The following is a 25,149-nucleotide window of genomic DNA, read 5'->3' on the forward strand; positions in this document are numbered from 1 at the left end:
GGCCCGCCCGGTCCACCGCGGGCGCACGCATGCGGGTTCCTTTCAGCGACCCAGCACCGCCATCGCCGCGTTGTGGCCCGGGATGCCGCTCACGCCGCCGCCGCGCACGGCGCCCGCGCCGCAGAGCAGCACGTTCGGGTGGGCGGTCTCGACGCCCCAGCGGCCCGTCGAGTCGTCCGCGTAGGGGAAGGCCAGGTCGCGGTGGAAGATGTGCCCGCCGGGAAGCCGGAGGTCGCGCTCCAGGTCCAGCGGGGTCTTCGCCTCGATGCAGGGCTGTCCGGCCTCGTCGAGGGCCAGGCAGTCCGCGATCGGCTCGTCCAGGTGGGCGTCGAGTTCGGCGAGGGTGGCCTTGAGGAGGGCGTCGCGGGTCGCGTCGGGGGCGTCGGTGAAGAGACGGGCCGGGGTGTGCAGGCCGAAGAGGGTCAGGGTCTGGTAGCCCTGGGCGGCGAGCTCCGGGGCGAGGATGGACGGATCGGTCAGCGAGTGGCAGTAGATCTCCGACGGCGGCGCCTCGGGGAGACGTCCGGCGGCGGCCTGGGCGTACGCGGTCGCCAGCTGGCCGTATCCCTCGGCGATGTGAAAGGTGCCGGAGAACGCCTGACGCGGGTCGACGGCGCGGTCACGCAGCCGGGGCAGGCGGCGCAGCAGCATGTTGACCTTGAGCTGGGCGCCTTCCGCCGGGGCCGGGGGCTCCTCGCCGAGCAGCGTGGACAGGGCCTGCGGTGAGGCGTTCACGAGAACCTTCCGCGCGGCGACCGTGCCCTCCCCGTCCTCCGTCCGGAACACGACCTCCGCGGCATCGCCGTCCGTGTCGATCCGGATGGCCTCGTGACCGGTCACGATCTCCGCGCCCGCGGCGCGCGCCGCGTCGGCGAGCGCGTCGGTCAGCGCACCCATGCCGCCGACGGGCACGTCCCAGTCGCCGGTGCCGCCGCCGACGACGTGGTAGAGGAAACAGCGGTTCTGCACCAGTGAGGGGTCATGGGCATCGGCGAAGGTCCCGATCAGCGCGTCGGTCAGGACCACTCCGCGGACCAGGTCGTCGTCGAAGTTCTCCTCGACGGCGACCCCGATCGGCTCCTCGAACAGCATCCGCCAGGTCTCCTCGTCACCGACCCCGGCCCGCAGCTCCTCACGCGTCGGCAGCGGCCCCGTCAGCGTCGGGAAGACCCGCTCGGCGGCCTGCCGGGTCCGCTCGTAGAACCGCAGCCAGGACGCGTACTCCCGGTCCGACCCGGTGAGCCGCTCGAACGACTCACGGGTACGGTCCGTCCCGCCGCCCACCAGCAGACCGGTGGGCCGCCCGCCCCGCACGGTCGGCGTGTACGAGGAGACGGTCCGCTTCCGTACGGCGAAACGCAGCCCGAGATCGCGGACGATCGTGTCGGGCAGGAGGGAGACGAGGTACGAGTACCGGGAGAGTCGGGCGTCGACCCCGGCGAACGGGCGGGTGGAGACGGCCGCTCCCCCGGTGTTCCCGAGACGCTCAAGGACGAGGACGGAACGCCCCGCCCTGGCGAGATAGGCGGCGGCGACGAGTCCGTTGTGGCCACCGCCCACGATGACGGCGTCGTACACGGGTCGGGAGAACGCTTCGGCTGCTGGCATGCCTCTTCGTAGCACGCGATCACCGCGCGGGCCAGGGGCGACGGCGAAGACCGCTCGTCAGACGTCCAGCACGGCCGTGACATCGCCGGAGGCGATCGCCGCCCTCAGTGCCGCGTGGTCGGCGACGGTCCGGTCCGCGTAGGCCGCCGCGAAGTCGGCCATGGCCCGGTCGAACGCGCCGGACCCGCCGAGGTACGTGGCGATGGCGATCCGCTCCCCTGTCCGGGCGTGGGCCCGCGCCAGGGCCCAGCCGCACAGTCCGGCGTAGTCGCTCAGCACGATCGGGGACATGTCGGCGACTTCCGCCGAGCCCTTCATGTCGCGCAGCTGCCGCCAGTAGAAGTGACGGCCGCCCGGGCCGCTCACCCAGCCCAGGAAGATGTCGCTCGCCGCCTGCAGCAGCTTCTGTCCCGCGACGACCCGCTGGCCCTGGTGCTTGTACGCCGACGCCGGCAGATGGGGTTCGAGAACGGACCGCTGGGCCTCCTTGATCTGCAGGAACAGCGGGTCCCGGTCGTCCCGGCCGATCAGCAGCGCGATGAAGCAGCGCGTGCCGACGCTGCCGACACCGACGACCTTGCGGGCCGCTTCGACGAACCGGAAGCGGTCCAGCAGCACCCGCCGCTCCTCCGGCAGGGTGGAGCGGTAGTCGCTGAGGATCTTCCGCACAGCCGCGGCGTCGGGCAGGTCGAGCGCTTCCAGCAGCGGCGGGTCGTAGACCATGCGCCGGCGCCCGTCGACCGTCTCGGTCAGCTTCTCCAGGGCGTGCAGACTGGTACGGCGGCGGGCCTTGGCGATCTGGGCCTCGAAGTGCGCACGCCGGAGTCTCCGGACGAGCGGGAGGATGTCCTCGACACCGATCCGTTCGTACCAGACATCGAGCTCGCCGAGACCCGCGAGGCGCCGCATCGTCGTCCTGTACGACGCCGCCGCGGACAGGGCGGCCCGCCAGGCCTTCCCCTCGGAATGGCCGTTGTCGAGGGAGGCGACGGCGACACTGGCGACCAGCCGCTTCACATCCCATTCGAACGGACCCGGCAGGGTCTCGTCGAAGTCGTTGAGGTCGAAGACGAGTTCACGGTCCGGCGCGGCGTGGGCCCCGAAGTTGAGAAGGTGGGCGTCGCCGCAGAGCTGAACCGTGAGACCGGTGTGCGGCAGTGCGGCGAGATCGGCAGCCATCACGGCGGGTGCGCCGCGCAGATACGGGAACGGGGACATCGCCATCCGGCCGTAGCGAATCGGCACGAGCTCCGGGACACGGGTCCTGCCCTGCTCCTCGAGGATCTGCAGCGGATCGGGACGATCCGCGGCAGGGATCCAGCGCCCGTGCGCGGACCGGGGCACCTGCTTGCGTGCGGCACGACCGCGCCGCGCCTGTTCGGCCGGGTCCGTCATGCTGCCCAGTCTGCGGGCGGGAGGGCACCGGGCGCGGCGGAGCGGAGCCGTTCGAGTGACGACGGCACACGCGTGGCAGAGGGCCACTCGATCCCGGTGCGGTCAGTGGCCTCGGCTCCCGCGCTGCTGGCGGAGCGCTGCCACGCGGCGGTACAGCTCGACCGCCTCGGCGCCCCGCCCGAGCTGTTCCAGGCAGTGTGCCTCGTCGTTGCGGCTGGCCAGCGCGTCGGGGTGGTCGGCGCCGAGAACCCGTTCACGGGCCTCGGCGACCGTTCGGTAGACGGCGAGGGCGTCCGCCCAGCGGCCCAGCCAGCCCAGCCCGACGGCCACCTCACGACGGCTGACGAGAGTGTCGGGGTGGTCGGGACCGAGGACACGCTCCCGCATCGCGCAGACCTCCCGGGCCTCGGCCAGTGCCTCCTCCCAGCGGGCGAGCCGCCCGAGGTTGACGCCGAGGCCGTGCCGGGCGCGCAAGGTCTCGGGATCCGCGGGGCCGTGGACCCGGGTGCGGTCGTCGACCAGGGCCCGGTACAGCTCCAGGGCCTCGGCGCTGCGGCCGAGACGGCCCAGGCTGATGCCGACCTCGTAGCGCGCCGAGAGCGTGTCGGGGTGGTCCGGCCCGAGAACCTCCGCCCGGGCGGCCGCGACCTCCCGGTACGTCTGCAGAGCCTCCGCCCAGCGGCCCAGCTGACCCAGCGCGTAGGCGACCTCGTAGCGGGTGACGAGCGTGTCCGGGTGCCCGGCACCGAGGACGCGCTCACGTGCCGCAGCAACCTCGTACGCCATCCGGTACGAGTCCTCGAGGCGGCCGAGCCGGCTCAGGTTGAACGCGAGGTTGTGCCGGCAGCGCAGTGTGTCGGGATGGTCCGGCCCCACCGTGCGCTCGCGGGACGCCAGCACGGCCGCGTACACCTGGTGCGCCTCGAAGTGGCGGCCGAGCTGGCCGAGCACGTACGCCGTCTCCTGGCGGGCGGCCAGCGTCTCCGGATGGTCCGGGCCCAGCGTCCCCTCGCGGCCGTCGGCGACGCGGGTGAACTCGCGCAGCGCGTCCGCCGTGCGCCCCGTCCTGCTGAGGGTGAAGCCGACCTCGTAGCGGCTGGCGAGCGTGTCCGGGTGGTCGGGCCCGAGCGCGTGCTCGCGCTCGGCGGCGACCGACCGGTGCACCTCGCCCGCCTCCTCCCAGCGGCCGAGCCGGCCGAGGCTCAGGCCCGCATTGTGGCGGCTCGCGAGGACGGCGAGCAGCTCGGGCGGCGGAGTGGGACGCTCCGGCCGCGGCAGCTGCACGGGCACGGGTCCGCGCAGAGCCACGCCGGTGGTCCACTCGCCGGTGAGGCCCGCGGTGTAGTCGGGCGGGGTGGGGCGGAGCGCGGAGCCGCCGGTCGCCTTGTGGCCGGTGGTCATGCCGTGGGTCCACGACGGCAGCCGCCGCTCTGGCGCGGACGCCGACTGCTGCTGCTCGGGGCCAGGCGCCACGGGCTGCGCCCGGCCGGGCACGGACCGGGCCGCGGTGATGCGCCGGCGCAGCTCCTTGGCGTCGGACGGGCGGCCCTCGGGCATCTTGGCGAGCAGGTCGAGGACGATCCGGTCGAGGAACGGGGGCAGTTCGCCGCGGTGCTTGCGCGGCGGCACGGGCGGCGTGTCGCGGTGCCCGACGAGCACGGCCCAGGCGTCCTCGAGGTCGAACGGAGGGACGCCGGTGGCGATTTCGTACAGCACACAGCCCAGCGAGTAGAGGTCGCTGCGGTGGTCGACATGACCGCCGCCGATCTGCTCGGGCGACATGTAGTGCGGGGTGCCCATGGCGATGCCCGTGCCGGTGAGCCGCGAGGTGAAGCCGATGTCGTGGCCGAGGCGGGCGATGCCGAAGTCGCAGATCTTCACCGTGCCGTCGGTGAGCCGCATGATGTTGGCCGGCTTCAAGTCCCGGTGGACGATGCCCCGTTCATGGGTGTACGCGAGGGCGTCGGTGACCTGCTCCGCGATGTCGACGATGTCGGGCACCGACAGCGGATGCTGCCGGTTGTCCTCCAGCAGCTGGCTGAGGTTGCGGCCCTCCAGCAGCTCCATCACCAGATACAGGACGCCCTCGTACTCGCCGAAGTCATGCACGACGGTGACCCCGCGGTGCTGCAGCGCGGCGGCGACCCGCGCCTCCCTGCGGAAGCGCTCCCGCAGCACACCGGTGAAGGACCGGTCGTGCTGCTGCCCCAAGGGCTTGAGGCACTTGACCGCGACACGTCGGCCGAGCGACTCGTCGCGAGCCTGCCACACCTCGCCCATGCCCCCGCGCCCGATCACATCGAGCAGCCGGTACCGGCCGTGGATCAGCCTGGTGTCCGCCATCGCGTGCTGTCGCCCCCGTCGCTTCGCCGCGGCCTCCCCGGCCCGTCCAGTGTGACTCCTCCACCCCGCAAACGGGGCGGCTTCTCGCTGTGCCGAATGGCTCCGCGACGGACCAGCCCGGCCCGTGGAACGTTGAGAGCACCCACCGTGTCAGCGTGCGCGGCGTGGCCGCAGTTGACACAGAGGAACTTCTCCTGTGTGGGCCGGTTCTCCTTGGCGGTGTGCCCGCATGCGGGGCAGCGCCGGGAAGTGTTGCGGGGATCCACCGCAATCACCTCCCGTCCGGCGCACTCTGCCTCGGCGTTCAGTATCGCAAGGAACACCCCCCATCCGGCATCGTTGATCGACTTGTTCAGCCCAGCCTTTGCACCCGCCCCGTTCGGTAGGAAGCTGCCCGGCTTGTCGGCGTTCGGTTGAGGCTCAGGAGCCTTGCTCATGGTGCGGATGTCGAGGTCCTCGTGCGCGATGAAGTCGTGTTCGCGTACCAGGTCAAGAGCGGTCTTGTGCACGTGGTCAAGCCGTTGACGACGTTCCCGCAATGCGCCGTTGCAGAGCGAGCAGTGATCGCGCAGCTTCTCGCCGAGCGCAACTGTCTGGCGCACGGTGGGCCGCATCAGGAACTTGTACGCACGAATCATCCAGCCCACCCCCTCGGTTCAGGACAACCCCGGAACATAGCATTGCCCACTTCGCCGCCGACTGCGGTGGATCACCGCTCCAGGTCGTGAAGGTCTGCACCGTCCCATCCTGACCCTGCGGCGCTCGAAGTCGCGGAATCAGGATGGGAATCCCTCCCCGGGCATGGATTCCCCCTGAAGAGGAGGGATAGCCGCCTGTCTGCGGAGTTTGTACGGTGCGGGTCTGCTGCCGGGCCCGAGTCGCGCCATTGCCTTCAAGATGTGACCTGGCGGCAGCTGCCAGCGCACCCGGGAGGGGATGGCGCGCAGTGCGTTCCCGGTGGCGAGGAGCTGGTGGGTGACCCGGTCGGGCGGCGGCGCGGGTCTGCCGTAGAGCTCATGGGCGTAAGGGGGCAGGGCGTGGTACGCGAGTGCCGCAACGCGCCGCCAGAGGAGTTCACGCGCCGGGACGAGGAGGGTGTGGACGGGCGGGCGGCGCAGAAAGTCGTCGACGGTGCGGGCGTCGGCCCCGGCGGCGAGTTCGGGCCGTACGGTCTTGAAGTAGGCGGCGAGTTCGCCGGTGGATGCGGGCACGCCGGCCGGGTCCAGGCCGACGAGGCGGGCGCTGACGCGGTGCTCGTCGAGATAGCGGTCGGCCTGGGCGTCGCTGAGCGGGAAGCCGGAGCGGCGTGCCACGCCCAGATACGAGTCGATCTCGGCGCAGTGGACCCACAGCAGCAGGTCGGGTTCGTCCACGCCCAGGAGCCGGTGGATCTTCCGGACGCGGGCTCCGGCCCGTTCGGCGGCGTCGGTGGTGCCGTAGGTGATGGTGCCGACGAAATTGGCGGTGCGCATGAGGCGACCCCAGGCGTCCCTGCGGAAGTCACTGTTGATCATGACTCCGTGGACGGCGCGCGGGTGGAGGGCCTGGAGGTAGAGCGCGCGGACGCCGGCGACCCACATCATGGGGTCGCCGTGCATCTGCCAGGTGACCGAGTCGGGGCCGAAGAGGCCCGGGTCCGCGTCGCCGCTCATGCTTCGACGGTAGCGCCGTACGCGGTCGACGCCGCGCCCGCGGCATGTAGGTCCGGCCGCGGCGAGGGACGACTCATGCGATCTCGACGAGGAGGTCGCCGCCTTCCACCTGCTGAATCCGGTTGATGGCCAAGCGGGTGACCCGCCCGGCCTGCGGGGCGGTGATCGTGGCCTCCATCTTCATCGCCTCGATGGTCGCCACCGTGGCACCGGCCTCCACCTCGCCACCCTCGGCGACCGCCAGCGTCACGACGCCGGCGAACGGCGCCGCAACGTGGCCGGGGTTGGAGCGGTCGGCCTTCTCGGTCACCGGTACCTCGGAGGCCGCCGCTTTGTCGCGCACCTGGATGGGCCGCAGCTGGCCGTTCAGGGTGGACATCACGGTGCGCATGCCTCGTTCGTCGGCCTCACCGACGGCCTGCAACTCGATGAGGAGACGCACGCCGGGCTCGAGGTCGACGCCGTACTCCTTCGCCTGCCGCAGCCCGTAGAAGAAGTCCTTGCTGTCCAGCACGCTGGTGTCGCCGTACGCCTGGCGGTGGGTGTCGAAGTCGCGCGTCGGGCCGGGGAACAGCAGCCGGTTGAGCGTGGCCCGCCGGTTCTTCTCGAGCCCTGCGCGGTCCTCGGCCGTCAGCTCCTGCACCGGCTTGGCCTCGGCGCGGCCCTCCAGCGCCTTGCTGCGGAACGGCTCCGGCCAGCCGCCGGGCGGGGTGCCGAGCTCGCCGCGCAGGAAGCCGATGACGGAGTCGGGGATGTCGAACCTGTCGGGAGTGGCCTCGAACTCCTCCGGCGCCACCCCGGCACCGACCAGGTGCAGGGCCAGGTCGCCGACCACCTTGGACGACGGAGTGACTTTCACCAGCCGGCCGAGGATCCGGTCGGCGGCGGCGTACATCGCCTCGATCTCCTCGAAGCGGTCCCCCAGGCCGAGGGCGACTGCCTGAGTGCGCAGGTTGGACAGCTGTCCGCCGGGGATCTCGTGGTGGTAGACGCGTCCGGTCGGTGAGGCCAGGCCGGCCTCGAACGGTGCGTAGATCCTGCGGACGCTCTCCCAGTAGGGCTCCAGCTCGCCGACGGCCTGGAGGTCCAGGCCCGTGGGGCGCCGGGAGTGGTCGGTCGCGGCCACGATCGCCGACAGCGACGGCTGCGAGGTCGTACCCGCCATGGACGCGACCGCGCCGTCCACGGCGTCCGCGCCGGCCTGGATCGCGGCGAGGTAAGTGGCGAGCTGGCCGCCCGCGGTGTCGTGGGTGTGCAGGTGCACCGGCAGGTCGAACTCGCGACGCAGTGCCGACACGAGCGTGGCCGCGGCCGGGGCGCGCAGCAGACCGGCCATGTCCTTGACGGCCAGGACATGGGCACCGGCGTCCACGATCTGCTCGGCCAGGCGGAGGTAGTAGTCCAGCGTGTACAGCCGCTCCGAGGGGTCGGACAGGTCGGAGGTGTAGCACAGGGCGACCTCCGCGACGGCCGAACCGGTCTCCCGTACGGCGTCGATGGCGGGCCGCATCTGGCCCACGTCGTTGAGCGCGTCGAAGATCCGGAAGACGTCGATGCCGGTGGCGGCGGCCTCGTGGACGAAGGCGTCGGAAACCTGGGTCGGGTACGGCGTGTAGCCCACGGTGTTACGGCCGCGCAGCAGCATCTGGAGGCAGATATTGGGAACGGCCTCGCGGAGTGCCGCCAGGCGCTCCCAGGGGTCCTCGGCGAGGAAGCGCAGGGCGACGTCGTAGGTGGCGCCGCCCCAGCACTCCAGCGACAGCAGCTGGGGCAGAGTCCGCGCCACCGTCGGGGCGATGGCCAGCAGGTCCTTGGTGCGGACCCGGGTGGCGAGCAGCGACTGGTGGGCGTCGCGGAAGGTGGTGTCGGTGACCGCGATGGTCGGCGATTCGCGCAGCCATCGGGCGAAGCCTTGCGGGCCGAGTTCGACGAGTCGCTGCCGGGAGCCCGCGGGCGGCTCGCCGGCCGGAAGCGGTGGCAGCTTGGTGACCGGGTCGATCAGCTCGGGCCGCTCGCCATGGGGCTTGTTGACCGTGACGTCGGCGAGGTAGGTGAGGAGCTTGGTGCCGCGGTCGGCGGAGTGGCGTGCGGTGAGCAGGTGGGGCCGCTGTTCGATGAACGATGTCGTGACGCGCCCGGACCGGAAGTCCGGGTCGTCCAGGACGGCCTGCAGGAACGGGATGTTCGTGGCCACGCCGCGGATGCGGAACTCGGCCACGGCCCGCCGGGCGCGGCCGATGGCTGCCTTGAAGTCCCGGCCCCGGCACGTGAGCTTGACCAGCATCGAGTCGAAGTGGGCACTGATCTCCGTACCCGCGTGGGTGGTGCCGCCGTCCAGGCGGATGCCGGAGCCTCCCGGCGAGCGGTAGGCGCTGATCCTGCCGGTGTCCGGGCGGAAGCCGTTGGCCGGGTCCTCGGTGGTGATGCGGCACTGCAGCGCGGCGCCGCGCAGAGTGACGGTCTCCTGCGACAGCCCGAGATCGGCCAGTGTCTCGCCGGCCGCGATGCGCAGCTGGGACTGGACCAGGTCGACGTCGGTGACCTCCTCCGTCACCGTGTGCTCGACCTGGATGCGCGGGTTCATCTCGATGAAGACATGGTTGCCCTCGCGGTCGAGCAGGAACTCCACGGTGCCCGCGTTGCGGTAGCCGATCTCGCGGGCGAACCGCACCGCATCGGCACAGATCCGGTCCCGCAGCGCCGGATCGAGGTTCGGGGCGGGTGCCAGCTCGATCACCTTCTGGTGGCGGCGCTGGAGCGAGCAGTCCCGCTCGAACAGGTGGATGACGTTGCCATCCCCGTCGGCGAGGATCTGTACCTCGATGTGGCGCGGATCGACGACGGCCTTCTCCAGGAACACGGTGGGATCGCCGAAAGCGGACGCCGCTTCGCGGGAGGCCGCCTCGATGGACTCGCGCAGGGCGGCCGGGTCCTCGACGCGGCGCATACCGCGTCCTCCTCCACCGGCGACCGCTTTGACGAACACGGGAAAGCCGATGTCCTCGGCGGCACGGACGAGTTCGTCGACGTCGGTGGAGGGGTCGGAGGAGCCGAGCACCGGCACTCCGGCCGTGCGGGCGGCGGCCACCGCGCGGGCCTTGTTCCCGGTCAGCTCGAGGGTTTCGGCGTTCGGCCCCACGAAGGTGATGCCCGCCTCCTCGCAGGCGCGGGCCAGTTCCGGGTTCTCGGACAGGAATCCGTAGCCTGGGTAGACGGCGTCCGCGCCTGCCCGGCGCGCGGCACGAACGATCTCCTCGACGGAGAGGTAGGCCCGGACGGGGTGCCCCGGCTCGCCGATCTCGTAGGCCTCGTCGGCCTTCAGCCGGTGCAGCGAGTTGCGGTCCTCGTACGGGAAGACGGCGACTGTGCGCGCGCCCAGTTCGTAGCCGGCGCGGAACGCGCGAATCGCAATCTCGCCGCGGTTGGCGACCAGCACCTTGCGGAACATTCTGGATCCCTTCGACCTGGCGGCGACGAACCCCATGGTGTCAGCCAGCCCACGCCGTACCCGGCGGTAACGTCAAGAGTCCAGAGGCGATCAGCCGGCCGATGCTGCGTGGCGTCGATCACGTCATACGGCCCGATGTCGGCGCGCTCTGTCTCCGGCACCCTTGGGATCCGGACGAGCGCCACGCCGCCGCCAGGGCAGCGTCCAGATCTGGGTCGTGACGACGTGGAAGACGACGCCCCAGAACACCATCACCGCGGCGACGATGCCGAGGCCGACGAGGTTGGTCTTCGCCGCCGGTTCGTCCGGTGACCGCCGCAGCCACCGCTTGAGCAGCGGGTCCATGTAGTAGGGCATGTGAATCCTGGTGCCCACTATCCACGGTATGTGACAACTGGCGTCGGTGGTCACAGACGGTCATCGCCGTACCCGCGGCATTCCGAGCCCGATCCAGGAGATGATCTCGCGCTGGATCTCGTTGTTGCCGCCGCCGAAGGTGAAGATCACGGCGGAGCGGTAGCCGCGCTCCAGCTCGCCGTGGAGGACGGCGCCGGCCGAGCCCTCCTTGAGCGGGCCGGCGGCGCCGACCACCTCCATCAGCCAGGCATAGGCGTCGCGGCGCGCCTCGGAGCCGTACACCTTGACGGCGGACGCGTCCTGCGGGGTGAGGCTGCCTGCCTGGACGGCGTTCACCATCTGCCAGTTGAGCAGCTTCATCGCGTCGAGCCTCGTGTGGGTGCGGGCGAGGCGGCCGCGGACCCAGCCGAGGTCGATGACGCGGCGGCCGTCGGCGAGCTTGGTCCCGGACGCCCATCGCTGGACGTTGTGGAGGGCGCGGATGGCCATGGTGCCGTGGGCGGCGAGGGTGACGCGCTCGTGGTTGAGCTGGTTGGTGATCAGCCGCCAGCCCTTGTTCTCCTCGCCGACGCGGCGGGAGACGGGGACGCGGATGTTCTCGTAGTAGCTGGCGGTGGTGTCGTGGGATGCGAGGGTGTTGATCAGGGTGCAGGAGTAGCCGGGGTCGGCGGTCGGCACGAGGAGCATGGTGATGCCCTTGTGCGGCGGGGCTTCCGGGTCGGTGCGGACGGCGAGCCACACCCAATCGGCGGTGTCCCCGTTGGTCGTCCAGATCTTCTGGCCGTTGACGACGTACTCGTCCCCGTCGCGCACGGCCCGCGTCTTGAGCGCGGCGAGGTCGGTGCCCGCGTCGGGCTCGCTGTAGCCGATCGCGAAGTCGATCTCGCCGGAGAGGATTTTCGGCAGGAAGTAGGCCTTCTGCTCGTCGGTGCCGTACTGCATGATCGTCGGCCCGACGGTGTTGAGCGCCATCAGGGGCAGCGGTACGCCTGCCTGGGCGGCCTCGTCGAAGAAGATGAACTGCTCCATCGGGGTGAGTCCGCGGCCGCCGTATTCCTTCGGCCAGCCGACGCCGAGCCAGCCGTCGGTGCCGAGCCGGCGGATCGTCTCGCGGTAGAAGCGCTTCTGGGCGGCGGGGTCGGCGTAGCGGGCGTAGGCGTTGTCGGGTACGAGCCCGTCGAAGTACGCACGCAGCTCGGCGCGCAACTGCTGCTGCTCAGGCGTGTATTCGAGGTGCACGGCCCCTCCAGGCTCTCGCGGTCTCGCGGTCCGGCGCTTGCTCGCTTCGGTCGCGGCGTTCGTAGCGGTCCCGCGTACGTTGCGGTCCCGCGTACGTTGCGGTCGCTGCGGTCGAGGCGGCGCGGACACAGTAGAACGTGTTGCAGTAATTCGGAAGGGTGCGGACCCGGGCCGGGAGCGGCCGCTCGTCGCCGCGGACGGCGTGACGGAGGGCGTCGGGGGCCTGTGGGGCCGTGTCGGTGGCGTGCAGGTGGCGTGTCGGCGAGAGCTGGAAGGGTCGAGGTTCCCTGTCCCTGTCCCTTTGAGGCCCCATGGATCACGCCCTTCCGCTCCGCTTCATCCAGGTCACCGGCGTCCACCGGCTCACCCCGCGCATGGCGCGGATCACCTTCGGCGGACCGGATCTCCCCCGGTTCACCCTCGACGCGCCCGATCAGCAGGTGAAGCTGTACTTCCCGCGCGCCGGGCAGCGGGTGCCGCGGCTGCCCGAGCCGGGCGCCGACAGCGACGTGATGCGCTGGTACGCGGCGTACGGCGCGATCCCGGAGGCCGAACGTCCGTGGATGCGGAGCTACACGCTCCGGGCGTGCGACGCGCTGCACGGCACGATCGACATCGACTTCGCCCTGCACGGCGACCCGGGACCCGCGACACGGTGGGCGCAGTCCGCCCGGCCCGGGGACACGCTCGGCATGTTCGGCCCCTCGGCGTACTTCGCCCGGCCCATGGAGCTCGGGGCTGCGGAATGGGTGCTGCTCGCCGGTGACGAGGCGGCACTGCCCGCGATCGGCACGGTCCTGGAGTGGCTGCCGGCGGGCACCCGCGCCCTCGTGTACGCGGAGGTCGCCGACGCGGCGGAGGAGCAGCGCTTCGAGACGGAGAGCGCGGTGACCGTGCACTGGCTGCACCGGAACGGGCGCCCGGCGGGACCGGGCGGGCCGCTGGTCGACGCGGTACGCGCCGCCGCGTTCCCGTCCGGCCAGGTGTACGCGTGGCTCGGCGGCGAGGCGAGCGTCGTCCGCGCGCTGCGGCGCCATCTGGTCGGCGAACGCGGTGTCGACAAGCGCGCGATCGACTTCGCCGGCTACCGGCGGCTGAGTCTCACCCAGGACGACGCGCCCACCGAGGCGGACCTCGCCGAGGCTCGTGAACGCCTCGCGCAGGCGCGGGACGCCGGGTGAGCCCGGGGTGGGCCGACCGGTGCCGCGACGGCGTCCGGCGTGTCCGTCCTCAAACTCCCCTTACGCCCTGCGGCGTGGGGGCGACCCCCCGGACGGGCTGGGTGTGCGGGGCTGCCCCCGTGCCGGGTCGGTTGCCGTGCGAGTCCGCTCCGGGGGATCGCTTCCGACGGCATGCTGTGTCTTTCCGAGGAACACGCCCGGCCCGTCTTTCCCGGAAACACGCCCGGCCCCCGCACGGCGCGCGCCACCCCGTCCCCCAGTCATCGCCCACCCCGCGCACCACAATTCCCGCTTGGGTGTCCCGAACACGACCCCCTGCGCACCCCCGGGTGTGCGTACCCGTGAGGGCTGACCCCGGTGCGTACGCGCTCCCGGTCAGACCAGGGCCGCGGCCTCCTCGATCGTGAGGCCGTCCCCCTCCCCGTACGCTCGCGCGTAGTCGGACGGGGTGAGCGCCGCGCGCACCTCCGTCTCCGCGCGGCGCCGAAGCGCCTCCTCCGCAGCGGGCCGGAGCGGGCGGAAGTCCGAGAAGCCCCCGCCCGGCGCGGCGGCGCGGTGGGCGTCGTAGGCGCCGAGGAGCCGGGCGGCGTCCTCGGCGTGTCCGAGGTGGGCGCCGGCCCAGGCGGCGACGGGGAACTGGTCGACGATCATCTCGGGGGCCACCAGGTACGCCAGGCTCGCCAGCTCGCGGACGGCGTGACGGATGTGGTCCCGTGCGGGCCCGTACGCGCCGTCGAGGCAGTCAAGCCAGGCGTGCATCCCGGCCACCGTGCCGGTGAACAGCGGGGGCGTACCCACGGGGAACTCCTGTGCGGTGAGCCGCAGTTGCGCACGAGCCGCGTCCGTGCGCCCGGTGCCGCCGTAGTGCCGCGCGAGCATCAGACCGGCCGTGCTGACCGCCTGTCCGGCGTGGGCCCTCGACTCCTCCACCGCCTCCTGCAGCATCTCCTCGGCTGCCTCGTCACCGGCTTCCAGCCGTACGGACGCGAGGCGGGCTCTGAACATCGGCACCTGGGCGTGCGCGCCGAGCCGGGCGGACGTCTTCATGGCCCGTTCGAAGTCCCGCGCTGCCTTCTCGGACGCGCCGCGGCTCTCGTGCGCCTCACCGCGTGCGGCCAGCGACTCCGCGACACCCCACAGATCACCGGCGTGCTCGAACACGGTGAGGGCCTCGTCCGCGTCGCCGGGGCCGTCGTCGAGGAGCTTCGCCCGCATGAGGAGGGCGAGGCCCAGATCCCAGCCGTCGTATCCCTGCACGCGGCAGGCGTGCACCAGGGCGTCGACACTCTCGCGGAGCCCGGTGAACTCGCCCGTCATCAGCCGCACGAAGTACCACATGGACCCGGGCTGACGGCAGTTCTGCGGCAGGCCGGGGCCGTAAGCGGCAACGATCCCGGGCAGGTCCGGTCCCTCGTCTCCGGCCGCGATCATGAGCAGCCGAACGCCTCTGCGCGCTTCCCACAGCTGCTCCTCGTCCCAGGGCGGCGGCGTGTCCGTGCACCGCTCGGGCAGCGGCACGGCGTGTCGCACCGGGGCCGCGAACGGGTCGGGCCCGAGCGCGGCGACGGTGGCGGCCCAGTGGCGCGCGTCCGCCTGATGATTGCGCAGCTGCCAGAACCAGCTCATCGACAGCGTGAGGCAGAGGGCGTCCTGCTCGTCGCGGCGCGCGGTAGCGGTGCGCAGAGCGGCCCGCACGTTGTCGTGCTCGGTCTCGAAGCGCTCCAGCCACTCCGCCTGGTCCGGGCCCCGCAGCAGGGGTTCGCCGGTCCGTGCGAGTTCCCGGTACGCGACGAGGTGGCGGCGTTCGACGGCGTCGCGCTCACCGGACTCGTCGAGGCGGCGCGCCGCGTACGCGGCGATGGTGTCGAGGAGCCGGTACCGCATCCGTCCGGCCGTTCCGTCGGGCCGGGCGACGACGAGTGACTTGTCGACGAGGGAGGCGAGTACGTCCGCGTCCCCGCACACCGCATCGGCCTGCTCGGGGGCGCAGCCGCCGAAGAAGACGGAGAGGCGGCACAGCGCGGTGCGTTCGGGCGCGTCGAGCAGGTCCCAGGACCAGTCGACGACGGCCCGCAGGGTCTGCTGCCGGGGCAGCGCGGTCCTGCTGGTCCTGCCGCCGGTGCTGAGCAGCCGGAAGCGGTCGTCCAGGCGGTCGGCGATCTGGCGCGGCGAGAGGGCCCGCAGGCGGGCGGCGGCGAGCTCGATGGCGAGCGGCAGCCCGTCGAGGCGGCGGCAGATCTCGGCGCAGGCCTCCGGGTCCTCGTCCGTGCGGAAGCCGGCGCGGGCCGCCGCGCCGCGCTCGGCGAGCAGCCACAGGGCTCCGTCCCGGGGCAGCGGTTCCACGGCCCGTACGGTCTCCCCCGGCACGCCCAGGGGTTCGCGGCTCGTGGTCAGCACGGACACGCCGGGGCAGCTGGTGAGCACGGCCTCCACGAGTTCGGCGGCGGCACCGACGACGTGTTCGCAGTTGTCGAGGACGAGCAGCATCCGCCGTGCCCCGCACACCTCCACGAGCTGGGCGAGCGGCCCCGGCGCGGGGCCCTGCGGCTGGGCCGCCCCTCGTACGTGGGGCTCGCGCGCCCCGAGCGCCGTCAGCACGGCCTCCGCCACGTTCGCACCGTCCCGTACGGGGGCGAGCTCGACCACCCATGTGCCGTCGGCGGCGCCGGGTGCCGCGTCGGCCGTCTCCAGTGCCAGCCGCGTCTTCCCGACCCCGCCGGTCCCGACGAGCGTCACGAGGCGGCAGGTGGCCAACTGGTCGCGGAGCGCGCCGAGTTCCCGGCCGCGGCCCACGAAGGAGGTGAGGCGGCTGCGCAGGTTGCCGTGGCGGGGCGACGTGGTGTGCGCCGCGGTGGAGGCAGCCGGACGGAGCAAATCCTGGTACAGCGCGCGCAGTTCCGGGCCCGGATCCGTACCCAGGTGCTCGGCCAGGGCGGCGCGGACCTGCTCGTACGCCTGGAGGGCCTCGGCGGGGCGGCCGGCGGCGCGGAGGGCTCGGACGTGCAGGGCGTGGAGGGCTTCGTCGAGCGGGTGCGCGGCCGTGAGTTCGGCGAGGCCCGCGAGGGCGGCCTCCGGGTGGCCGAGGGCGACGTCGGCGGCCAGGCGTGCTCTGCGCGCCTCGGCGTGGCGGCGTTCGGCACGGACGGCCACGGGGTCGCCGACACGGATCGGGAGATCCGCGAGAGCGGGGCCGCGCCACAGGGCCAGGGCCTCGTCGAGGAGGGAGGCGGCACGCGCGGGGTCGTCCGCGCGCAGCGCCTGTGTGCCCTGCTCGGTCAGCCGCTCGAAGCCGTACAGATCGATCGTGTCCGGCTCGGCCGCGAGCCGGTAGCCGCCGGGTACCGAGGTGACCGCGTCGCGGCCCAGCGTGCGCCGCAGCCGGCCGATCAGGGCCTGGAGCGCGGCGGCGGCGTCCGCAGGCTGCTCGCCGTCGGCCCACACCTCGTCGACGAGTTCGCCGGCCCGCAGCGGTCGCCCGCCGACGGCCGCCAGTACGGTCAGCAGCGCGCGCAGCCGGGCGCCGCTGAGCGGCACCTCGCTCCCGTCGGGGCGGAGCACCTGCGTGGCGCCGAGGATGCGGTAGCGGTAGGTCACCCGGCCATTCTCCCGCCGGGCCCGAAACGCTGCGGTGCCGGACGCTGCGGGCCGACGCTGCGGGGCCGGACGACATGCCGATGGCCCTGCTTGTGGGGTCCCGGGCCATGTCCGCACCGCGGGCGCCGCCTCTACCGTCCGGCCCCATGAACTCACTGAGAGCCACATCACAGCGTCTTCGCAGCCGGCTGCTGGCCCTGCTCGCCGCGCTCGCCTTCCTCCCCGTGTTACCGCTTCCGTCGGCCGCCGCCGCCCCGGTCGTCCAGGAAGTCACCGGCTTCGGCTCCAATCCCGGTGCCCTGCGCATGTTCCGTTACGTCCCCGACGGCCTGCCCGCCGGCCGCCCCGTCGTCGTGGTGCTGCACGGCTGCACCCAGAACGCCGCCGGCTACGGCACCGGCAGCGGCTGGACGGATCTCGCCGACCGCTGGGGCTTCTCGCTCGTCCTGCCGCAGCAGACGTCCGCCAACAACGCGAGCTCGTGCTTCAACTGGTTCCAGGCGGGCGACATCGCCCGCGGCCAGGGCGAGGCCGCCTCCATCGCCCAGATGGCCGACCGCCAGCTCGCGGACGTATCCGGCGACCCGGCGCGCGTGTACGTCACCGGGCTGTCGGCCGGTGGCGGCATGACCGCGGTGATGATGGCCGCGTACCCGGAGAAGTTCGCTGCGGCCGGGGTCGTCGCGGGGCTGCCGTACGGCTGCGCGCAGGCGGCCGGTTCCCCGTACGTGTGCATGTACGTCGGCGCGACGCAGACGCCCCGCCAATGGGGCGACCGGGTGCGGGCGGCCCGGCCGGGGTACACCGGTCCGTGGCCCGCGCTGACGGTCGTGCACGGGACGGCGGACTACACCGTGAAGCCGGTCAACATGGACGATCTGATGCGCCAGTGGACGGACGTCCACGGCGCCGACCAGACCGCCGACACGAGCGACACCGTCGCCGGGTACCCGCACCGGGTGTACCGGGACCCGTCAGGGAAGACGGTCGTGGAGACGTACGCCATCACCGGCATGGGTCACGGTCAGCCGGTCGATCCGGGCGCCGCGGCGACCCAGTGCGGCACGGCCGGGGCGTACGCGCTGGATGTGAATCTGTGCGCGGCCTACCGGCTCGGCCATGGCTGGGGCCTCGGCTGAGCCGCTGATCTCGATGTCCGGAATCCGCCGGTCCCGATGACCGGCACGACGGACCCTGGGGTGGAACGTACGGATGAGAGAGGACTGACGGACCGATGACGGTCTCCCCCACCAGGATCCAGAAGCGCGCTGCCGGAGCCGACTGGGCGGCTGTCGCCGCGGAGCTCGACGCCCACGGCTGTGCGGGCACGCCGAGGCTGCTGACATCCGCGGAGTGCCGCGGCATTGCCGGGCTGTACGACGACGAGGAACGGTTCCGCACCACCGTCGACATGGCCCGGCACCGCTTCGGCTCCGGCGAGTACCGCTACCTCACCCATGAACTGCCGGATGTGGTGAGGGAGTTGCGAGAGGCGCTCTACCCGCGACTGCTGCCCGTGGCCCGCGACTGGGCCGAGCGGCTCGGTCGTCCGGCTCCGTGGCCCGACAGCCTGGCGCAATGGCTGGCGCAGTGCCACGAGGCCGGACAGGACCGGTCGGCGCAGATTCTGCTCGGATACGGGAAGGGCGACTGGAACGCCCTGCACCGCGACGTGTTCGGCGACATGGTCTTCCCGCTCCAGGTCGTGATCGGCCTGGACGCCTACGGCACGGACTACACGGGCGGCGAGTTCCTGCTGGTCGAGCAGCGGCCGCGGGCACAGTCGCGGGGTACGTCCACACCGCTCCGGCAGGGCCACGGACTCGTCTTCACCACCCGCGACCGGCCCGTGCGCTCGGCCCGCGGCTGGTCGGCGGGGGCGGTGCGGCACGGAGTGAGCGTGGTGCGCTCGGGTCGCCGCCATGCACTCGGCCTGGTCTTCCACGACGCCTCCTGAGCGCCGGTCGGGCGGTCAGGCGGCCGGCCCGGTCAGCCGTCCGGGCAACCACGGTCGCCCGGACGGGACAGCCGGCGTGGCGGCCCTGGCGGGCTTCGCCGACCGTGCGCATCTCACCCGCACGGCCCGCCGGCTGACGGCTCGCACCAACGGGTGCCCGGCCACGCTGCGTCCGGGTGCTCAGAACCCCCGAAGGGCCCGCTGAGGCCCGCCTCGGCGAAGGAGGCGGCTGCGGGGGACGAGGGCGGGCCGGGTGGTGAAGGCGGTCGAGCGGCTCGCCGACCGAGCCGTCGGAGCGAACACGGCGCTCAGGGCCTGATGCTGTGGTTCAGGCGGAACAGGTTGCCGGGGTCGTGGCGCCGCTTGAGCTGTGTCAGCCGGTCGTGGTTCTGGCGGTAGTCGGTCCGTACGCGGTCCTGGCCCTGGTCGTCGTGGTCCATGAAGTTGACGTAGCCGCCGGCCAGGGGGTGGGGCCGGAGCGCGGCGGCGAAGGCGCGGGTCCAGTCGATCGTCGCCTCGCACTCGGTGCGGCTGAGGAGCGTGGGGCTGAGCGCGGTGGAGAAGTCGGCGTCGCGGTGGGCGAACGCGGTCGCCTCGGGGGCGACCCGGTGGCAGGCGCCGTCGATGGGGAAGACGACCGTGGCGCTCTGGATGGTGGGGGTCATGGCGCCGTACTCGACGTACGCGTCGATGGCTCCGTCCGGGAGTCCGTGGCTGAAGGTGCCCTTCCAGTAGTGGAAGAGGCCGACGGGGAGGAGTTCGTCGAACAGGGTGTTGATCACGGGGTGCGGGATGCGCGCGACGTGCTGCCTGAGGACCGGGCCGAGGCCGGCGAGCCGGGCGCGGACGAGATCTCGACCTGGGCGGGCAAGCAGCCGGCATCGGCCGAGCCGGCCGGGATCCATGCCCTCCGCGGAGCCGTGGACGCGTGCGGTGATGGCGTGGGGCACGGCGGGCCCCTCTTCGTCCGGTCATGTCGCTCGGTGATGTCGCCGGTGATGCCGGTGATGCCGGTGATCCCGGATTCGGCGTCACGCCCGGGTTCGGGACCGGGAGGGCCGGGGCGTCCCCGGTGCCAGGGCCGTTCGGCCCATGCGCGGAAGGTCGGCGAGCGACGAGCGTGGGCGGTGTACGGACGGGAGGAACCGCCATGGAACCCCGGACGCGGATCGCGCTCATCGGCCTCGGCAACGACTTCAGGCACGACGACGGGGTGGGCCTGGCGGTCGTCGACGCCTTGCGGACACGCGCGGCCCACCGGCCGCTGCCACGCGGCACGGCGCTCAGTACCTGCGACGGAGACCCGGGCCGGCTCATCGCTCTGTGGCACGAAGCGGATCTGGCCGTCGTCGTGGAGTCCGCGCACGCGTACCCGGATCAGCCGGGCAGGGTGGTCCGGCTGGAACAGGACGGCCGGCAGCTCGCGGGTCCCTCGCGGACCCACTCGCACGGACATGTGCTCGCCGAGGGCATCGAGCTCTCCCGGATCTTCGGACGCCTGCCCGGACGGCTCGTCGTGTACGCCGTCCAGGGAGTCGACTCCTCGCTGGGCAGCGGACTCTCGCCGACGATCGCCGCCGAGGTCGCGCGGGTGGCCGAGCGCATCGAGGACGAGGTCGCCCTGCACCGGTGCGCGGTCGCGCACGACCGGCAACCCGCGATGCACGCCCTGTGAGCGGCGCGGCGCACCAGGACCACCCCCGCTCCCCGAGAGGTTGATCATGACCGACACGTCGCAGGCGCCACCGCAGGCTCACGCCCTCCTCGCGGACGGCACGACCGTGCGCATCCGCACGGTCCTGCCCGGGGATCGTCCGCGGGTGCTGCGGCTGTACGAGGGGATGTCCCCGGAGAACCTGCGGCTGCGGTTCCTCACCATGAACCGCGACAACGCCCGGCACGATGCCGACCGGATGTGCGCCCCCGCCGCTTCCCACCGCCGGGCGCTGCTGGCCGAATCGGGCGACGAGGTCGTGGGGCTGGGCGAGTACGAGCGGCTCGCCAGGGGCACCGAGGCGGACGTGGGTCTGGCCGTGTCGGACGGCTGGCACCACCGAGGGGTCGGCACGCTGCTGCTGGAGCACCTCGTGTCCCTGGCGCGGTCCGACGGGATCACCGCGTTCAGCGCCGACACGCTGTCGGAGAACCACGAGGTGCTGAAGGTCTTCGGCGACCTCGGGCTCGGCGTCTCACGCCACTTCGAGGGGCCCGAGATGCGCTGCACGGTCCGGCTCACCGAGGACGAGACCTGTCTGTCCGCGGTGGAGGTCCGGGGCCGGATCGCCGACGTGGCGAGCCTCGGCCCACTGCTGCGGCCCCGGTCGGTCGTGGTGATCGGCCCTGGGCAGCGGCCGGGGTCCGTCGGACGCGCGATCCTGCGCAATCTCCGGGGCGGAAGATTCACCGGCCGGCTGTTCGCGGTGCACCCCCGGGCGCCGGGCGGTCTGGGCGTGCCCACGTATCCGCATGTCCAGGCACTGCCCGAGGCACCCGATCTCGCGGTGCTCGCCGTGCCGCCCTCTGCTCTGCCCATCCTCGCCGAGGAGTGCGGTCGGCGCGGAATCCGTGGCCTGCTGGTCGTGTCCTCGGAACTCAACGCGAGCCAGGCGCAGGCGCTGCGGTCGGCGTGCCGCTGGTACGGGATGCGGCTCGTCGGCCCCAACTGCCTCGGGATCGCCAATACGGAGGACGGTGAGCGCCTCGACGCGACGTTCGCCGCCGACCGTCCCCGGCCCGGAACCGCCGGAATCGCGGTGCAGTCCGAGGGCATCGGCATCGCGCTCCTCGGCGGGCTGTCCCGGCTCGGCATCGGCGTGTCCACCTTCGTCTCGCTCGGCGACACGTACGACGTGAGCGGCAACGAAATGCTGCAGTGGTGGGAGTCCGACGGCCGGACCGACATGGCACTCCTGCATCTCGAATCCTTCGGCAATCCGCGGGCGTTCTCCCGCACGGCCCGCCGCGTCACCCGCCGGATGCCCGTTCTCACCGTGGACGCGGGGCGCACGGCCGCGGGCCGGCGAGCCGCCGCCTCGCACACCGCGGCCGCTGCCACCGCGACCATGACGCGTGGGGCTCTCTTCCGCCAGGCGGGCATCACCGCTGCACGCAGCGTCGCCGAACTCGTGGAAACGGCCGCCCTGATGCACTCCCAGCCGCTTCCGGAAGGCCGGCGGGTGGCGATCGTCAGCAATGCCGGCGGCACGGGCGTGCTGGCCGCCGACGCCTGCGCCGAAGCCGGCCTCGACGTACGGCCGCTTGCCCCGGAGCCGGCCGCGGAGCTGCTCGCGGCGCTCCCCCACGGCGCGAGTGCCACCAACCCGGTCGACACCACCGCCGCCGTGTCCGAGGACCAACTGAGCGCGTGTCTGCGGATCCTGGCGGCGGCCGACGTCGACGCGGTACTGATGGCGCTCGTGCCCACCGCCGTCGCCGTGGCCACCGGCGACGACCTCACCCGGGCCGTCACCCGGGCGCGTCACGGCCGCACCGTCGCCGCGGTCCTCCCCGACCAGGAGGCATCCGTCCGTCTGCTCCCCGCGTTCAGCGGCTCGATCCCCGCCTACGCCGATCCTCAGGCCGCCGCGCGAGCCCTGGCGCATGCCGTCGCGCGCACCGAGTGGCTCGGCCGTCCCGCCGGGAGCGTTCCGCGGCTCGACGGCGCCGACACCGAGCGCGCCGCCGGGATCGTCGCGGCGTATCTGGCGGAACATCCCGGGGGCGGGTGGCCGGACCCGCCGACCTGTGCGGCGCTGCTGGACTGCTACGGAATCGACCAGCTCCCCTGGGCCTGGACGAGGACCGAGGACGAGGCCGCACACGCGGCCGAGCGCCTGTCCGCAGGGGACGGGTCGGTGGTCCTCAAGGCCTACCGGCCCGGGCTGGTGCACAAGAGCGCGGAGGACGCCGTCCGACTGAGCCTGCGCGACGAGGCGGAGGTGCGGGCCGCCTACCGGGACTTCGCCGGACGCTGGGACGGGCAACTGTCGGGCGTGCTCGTCCAGCCGATGGCGGAGCGCGGTGTGGAACTGTTCGCGGGCGTCGTGCAGGACGAGGTCTTCGGGCCGCTGGTCCTGTTCGGGCTGGGTGGTACGGCGACCGACCTGCTCGCCGATCACGCCGCCCGGCTCGCCCCGCTCACGGGGCAGGACGTCCAGGAGCTGATCACCGCGCCCCGCTGTGCGCCGCTGCTCCTCGGCCACGGCGGGACCGGGCCCGTGGACCGGGAGGGACTCGAACACCTGCTGCTGCGGCTCTCCCGGCTCGCCGGTGACATCCCGCAGCTCGCCGAGGCCGACCTCAACCCCGTGCTCGCCGGTGCGGCCGGTGTCTCCGTCGTCGACGCCCGGCTCCGGCTGGTACCCCGGCAGTCCGTGGACCCCTGTCTGCGCCGGCTCCGCTGAAGGAAGGACAGGCCGTGAAGCACGACATGGTCGGTTCCGTGATGACGAGTGAGGTCGTCCGGGCCACGTACGAGACCCCGTTCACGGAGGTCTCCCAGCTGCTGAAGCAGTACCGGATCAGCGGCCTTCCCGTGGTCGACGACGACGAGCAGGTGCTCGGGATGGTCTCCGAGACCGACCTGACAATCCCTCGCTCCGCGGACGACGGCCCGGAGTCCGCCCACCGGTTCCACTGGTCCTCCCTCATCGGAAGGGCGCGGGCCCGGGAGCCCGAGGCGCCCGCCCGCAACGCGGGTCAGCTGATGGCCCACCCGGCCATCACCGTCCACGCCGAGCAGTCGATCGCCCAGGCCGCACGGACCATGGCCGAGCGACGTGTCGAACGGCTTCCCGTGGTGGACGAGGAGGACCGTCTCGTCGGCATCGTCACCCGGCGCGATCTGCTCCAGGTCTTTCTGCGGCCGGACGCCGAGATCCGCGGGGAGGTGATCGACGAGGTTCTGGTCCGCGCGCTCCGGCTCGCTCCCGAGACCGTGGGCGTCGAGGTGCGCGACGGGGTCGTGACCCTGTCCGGTCAGCTCGAACGCCGCTGCGAGATGCCCATGGTCCTGCGCATGACCCGCCAGGTCGACGGAGTGACCGACGTCGTCGATCGCCTTTCCTTCGGTGCCGAGGACGCGCATCCCCAGCGCTCGGTCCCGGGCTCGGCGGACATGCCCGGCGACCGGCCGCCCGGACTCTGACGAAGGGTGTGGATCCGGATGGCGCGTACGGCCCTTGTGGCATACGGCACCAGGAACGGCTCCACGGCGGAGATCGCCCGGTTCATCGGTTCCGTGCTGCGCGACGAAGGGATGCGGGTCGACGTGCGGCCCGCGGCCGAGGTCGGGGACGTCGGCCCGTACGACGTCGTCGTGCTCGGCGGCGCGCTCTATACGGGGCGCTGGCACCGGGACGCGCGGCACTTCGCCCGCCGTCATCGCCACGCCCTCGCCGAGCGGCGGGTGTGGCTGTTCAGCAGCGGCCCGCTGGACCCGTCCGCATCGGAACGGGAGATCCCGCCGGTACCGGGTGCCCGTCGGGCGGAGCGCCGGCTGGGGGCTGAGGAGCATGTCACGTTCGGTGGCCGGCTGCAGGAGGGTGCGCGGGGGCGCATCGCCCGGATGATCCTCGAGCAGGGCCGCGGCGGGGACTTCCGCGACTTCCATCGGATCGCCGAGTGGGCCGAGCGGATCGCCGCCGACCTGGTGGCGATCGAACCGGAACGGTGGTGATCCCATGCCTCACCGGCTGCGATCGTACGGCCGTCGGCGCGACAATCCGCTCCGCCGCAGGTCGGATGCCGTCGAGAGGTGGACCGCGCTCGCTCTCGGGACCGTGCTGATCGTCGGTGCACCTGCGGCGGGGCTGGCCGTGGGCTGGTCGGTGCATCACGAGGGACGGACGACCGCGGCGGAGCAGGCATCGGGCCGCGAACGCGTACGGGCCGTGCTCCTCCAGGACGCGCCACTGCCGGTCCCCGGGGCCGAAGGGGCCGTGGAGGTGGAGACATACCCGGTCCCCGTCCGCTGGACCGCTCCGGAAGGCGGCGTGCGCGAGGGCGTCGCGCCGGTGTCCGCAGGCTCGAGGCGCGGAGAGCGCGCCGATGTCTGGCTGGACGGGCGAGGCCGTGTGACCGCTGCTCCCAAGTCGGACGCGGACATCTGGCTGGAGAGCTTCGCCGCCGGCTCTGTGGCGGCGGCCCTCAGCGCGCTCGGCGTCGCCGGGATACGGACGGCGGTACGCCGGACGGCCGACAGGCACCGGATGGCCGAGTGGGAGCGGGAGTGGACCCGCACCGAACCGGAGTGGAGCCGCCGCGGGGTCTGACGGGCCCGGCGCGCCGGGCGGTCCGTGCCGGGGGCCACTCGGCCCCTGGCACGGCGGGCGAGCGAGCGTCGAGCCCGGAACAGGTCGAGTGTCGAGCCCGGAA

At 72.8% G+C, this 25,149-nt stretch carries 17 protein-coding genes and 1 pseudogene; 8 read left to right on the forward strand and 10 right to left on the reverse strand.

What is annotated here, in order from left to right; translation table 11 throughout:
• Positions 1-42: 42 nt before the first annotated feature.
• From ACWCP0_RS19870 to ACWCP0_RS19905, 8 genes and pseudogenes are all read right to left on the reverse strand, one after another.
• Entirely contained in the window at positions 43-1,608 is a 1,566-nt protein-coding gene (locus ACWCP0_RS19870) for a phytoene desaturase family protein (protein ID WP_451080100.1), read from the reverse strand.
• Between the two features lie 57 nt (positions 1,609-1,665).
• On the reverse strand, positions 1,666-3,003 hold the full coding sequence (locus ACWCP0_RS19875; RefSeq protein ID WP_451080101.1) for a DUF2252 domain-containing protein: 1,338 nt from the start codon (positions 3,001-3,003) through the stop codon (positions 1,666-1,668).
• A 102-nt stretch (positions 3,004-3,105) separates the two neighbouring features.
• Entirely contained in the window at positions 3,106-5,346 is a 2,241-nt protein-coding gene (locus ACWCP0_RS19880; RefSeq protein WP_451080102.1) for a tetratricopeptide repeat protein, read from the reverse strand.
• Between the two features lie 104 nt (positions 5,347-5,450).
• A pseudogene (locus ACWCP0_RS19885) lies at positions 5,451-5,876 on the reverse strand (RNA-guided endonuclease InsQ/TnpB family protein); the annotation flags it as partial.
• A 246-nt stretch (positions 5,877-6,122) separates the two neighbouring features.
• Complete coding sequence (locus ACWCP0_RS19890; RefSeq protein WP_451080103.1) at positions 6,123-6,998, reverse strand: oxygenase MpaB family protein; 876 nt, start codon at positions 6,996-6,998, stop codon at positions 6,123-6,125.
• A 73-nt stretch (positions 6,999-7,071) separates the two neighbouring features.
• A complete protein-coding gene (locus ACWCP0_RS19895) occupies positions 7,072-10,446 on the reverse strand; it encodes a pyruvate carboxylase (protein ID WP_451080104.1) in 3,375 nt (1,124 codons plus the stop codon).
• Between the two features lie 123 nt (positions 10,447-10,569).
• Positions 10,570-10,803 carry a hypothetical protein gene (locus tag ACWCP0_RS19900; RefSeq protein ID WP_451080105.1) on the reverse strand — a complete coding sequence of 78 codons (234 nt, stop codon included), beginning with the start codon at positions 10,801-10,803 and terminating at the stop codon, positions 10,570-10,572.
• Positions 10,804-10,863: 60 nt separating this feature from the next.
• Positions 10,864-12,042, reverse strand: a complete 1,179-nt coding sequence (locus ACWCP0_RS19905) for an acyl-CoA dehydrogenase family protein (protein WP_451080106.1) — start codon at positions 12,040-12,042, stop codon at positions 10,864-10,866.
• Between the two features lie 311 nt (positions 12,043-12,353).
• Between ACWCP0_RS19905 and ACWCP0_RS19910 the strand changes: the two genes are divergently transcribed.
• Positions 12,354-13,223, forward strand: a complete 870-nt coding sequence (locus ACWCP0_RS19910; protein WP_451080107.1) for a siderophore-interacting protein — start codon at positions 12,354-12,356, stop codon at positions 13,221-13,223.
• 375 nt (positions 13,224-13,598) lie between these two features.
• Here ACWCP0_RS19910 and ACWCP0_RS19915 read toward each other — a convergent pair whose 3' ends face one another.
• Positions 13,599-16,817, reverse strand: coding sequence for a BTAD domain-containing putative transcriptional regulator (locus tag ACWCP0_RS19915; protein ID WP_451080108.1), 3,219 nt, complete (start codon positions 16,815-16,817; stop codon positions 13,599-13,601).
• 146 nt (positions 16,818-16,963) lie between these two features.
• On the opposite strand from ACWCP0_RS19915, the gene ACWCP0_RS19920 reads away from it, so the two are divergent.
• Together ACWCP0_RS19920 and ACWCP0_RS19925 are read left to right on the forward strand one after the other, a co-directional pair.
• The gene (locus ACWCP0_RS19920) at positions 16,964-17,956 is read left to right on the forward strand and encodes an extracellular catalytic domain type 1 short-chain-length polyhydroxyalkanoate depolymerase (protein WP_451080109.1); all 993 of its coding nucleotides are present in this window, start codon (positions 16,964-16,966) and stop codon (positions 17,954-17,956) included.
• Between the two features lie 95 nt (positions 17,957-18,051).
• Positions 18,052-18,774 (forward strand): 2OG-Fe(II) oxygenase, encoded by a 723-nt coding sequence (locus ACWCP0_RS19925; RefSeq protein ID WP_451080110.1) that lies wholly within the window; start codon positions 18,052-18,054, stop codon positions 18,772-18,774.
• 308 nt (positions 18,775-19,082) lie between these two features.
• Here the strand turns inward: ACWCP0_RS19925 and ACWCP0_RS19930 are convergent, their stop codons facing one another.
• Entirely contained in the window at positions 19,083-19,724 is a 642-nt protein-coding gene (locus tag ACWCP0_RS19930; RefSeq protein WP_451080111.1) for a BBE domain-containing protein, read from the reverse strand.
• Between the two features lie 200 nt (positions 19,725-19,924).
• Between ACWCP0_RS19930 and ACWCP0_RS19935 the strand changes: the two genes are divergently transcribed.
• The 5 genes from ACWCP0_RS19935 to ACWCP0_RS19955 are packed head-to-tail and all read left to right on the forward strand — an operon-like array spanning position 19,925 to position 25,046.
• A complete protein-coding gene (locus ACWCP0_RS19935) occupies positions 19,925-20,449 on the forward strand; it encodes a hydrogenase maturation protease (RefSeq protein ID WP_451080112.1) in 525 nt (174 codons plus the stop codon).
• A 46-nt stretch (positions 20,450-20,495) separates the two neighbouring features.
• On the forward strand, positions 20,496-23,177 hold the full coding sequence (locus tag ACWCP0_RS19940) for a bifunctional acetate--CoA ligase family protein/GNAT family N-acetyltransferase (RefSeq protein WP_451080113.1): 2,682 nt from the start codon (positions 20,496-20,498) through the stop codon (positions 23,175-23,177).
• A gap of 14 nt (positions 23,178-23,191) precedes the next feature.
• On the forward strand, positions 23,192-23,920 hold the full coding sequence (locus ACWCP0_RS19945) for a CBS domain-containing protein (RefSeq protein ID WP_451080114.1): 729 nt from the start codon (positions 23,192-23,194) through the stop codon (positions 23,918-23,920).
• 18 nt (positions 23,921-23,938) lie between these two features.
• A complete protein-coding gene (locus ACWCP0_RS19950) occupies positions 23,939-24,451 on the forward strand; it encodes a flavodoxin domain-containing protein (RefSeq protein ID WP_451080115.1) in 513 nt (170 codons plus the stop codon).
• 4 nt (positions 24,452-24,455) lie between these two features.
• Entirely contained in the window at positions 24,456-25,046 is a 591-nt protein-coding gene (locus ACWCP0_RS19955) for an Rv1733c family protein (protein ID WP_451080116.1), read from the forward strand.
• Positions 25,047-25,149 lie beyond the last annotated feature (103 nt).

The organism is Streptomyces sp. NPDC001970, assembly GCF_053594115.1.

What these genes read in the sequence shown, in the direction of transcription:
- ACWCP0_RS19870 (WP_451080100.1), bottom strand. Translation starts at nt 1,608, where the DNA reads ATGCCAGCAGCCGAAGCGTTCTCCCGACCCGTGTACGACGCCGTCATC.
- ACWCP0_RS19875 (WP_451080101.1), bottom strand. Translation starts at nt 3,003, where the DNA reads ATGACGGACCCGGCCGAACAGGCGCGGCGCGGTCGTGCCGCACGCAAG.
- ACWCP0_RS19880 (WP_451080102.1), bottom strand. Translation starts at nt 5,346, where the DNA reads ATGGCGGACACCAGGCTGATCCACGGCCGGTACCGGCTGCTCGATGTG.
- ACWCP0_RS19890 (WP_451080103.1), bottom strand. Translation starts at nt 6,998, where the DNA reads ATGAGCGGCGACGCGGACCCGGGCCTCTTCGGCCCCGACTCGGTCACC.
- ACWCP0_RS19895 (WP_451080104.1), bottom strand. Translation starts at nt 10,446, where the DNA reads ATGTTCCGCAAGGTGCTGGTCGCCAACCGCGGCGAGATTGCGATTCGC.
- ACWCP0_RS19900 (WP_451080105.1), bottom strand. Translation starts at nt 10,803, where the DNA reads ATGCCCTACTACATGGACCCGCTGCTCAAGCGGTGGCTGCGGCGGTCA.
- ACWCP0_RS19910 (WP_451080107.1), top strand. Translation starts at nt 12,354, where the DNA reads ATGGATCACGCCCTTCCGCTCCGCTTCATCCAGGTCACCGGCGTCCAC.
- ACWCP0_RS19920 (WP_451080109.1), top strand. Translation starts at nt 16,964, where the DNA reads ATGAACTCACTGAGAGCCACATCACAGCGTCTTCGCAGCCGGCTGCTG.
- ACWCP0_RS19925 (WP_451080110.1), top strand. Translation starts at nt 18,052, where the DNA reads ATGACGGTCTCCCCCACCAGGATCCAGAAGCGCGCTGCCGGAGCCGAC.
- ACWCP0_RS19935 (WP_451080112.1), top strand. Translation starts at nt 19,925, where the DNA reads ATGGAACCCCGGACGCGGATCGCGCTCATCGGCCTCGGCAACGACTTC.
- ACWCP0_RS19940 (WP_451080113.1), top strand. Translation starts at nt 20,496, where the DNA reads ATGACCGACACGTCGCAGGCGCCACCGCAGGCTCACGCCCTCCTCGCG.
- ACWCP0_RS19950 (WP_451080115.1), top strand. Translation starts at nt 23,939, where the DNA reads ATGGCGCGTACGGCCCTTGTGGCATACGGCACCAGGAACGGCTCCACG.
- ACWCP0_RS19955 (WP_451080116.1), top strand. Translation starts at nt 24,456, where the DNA reads ATGCCTCACCGGCTGCGATCGTACGGCCGTCGGCGCGACAATCCGCTC.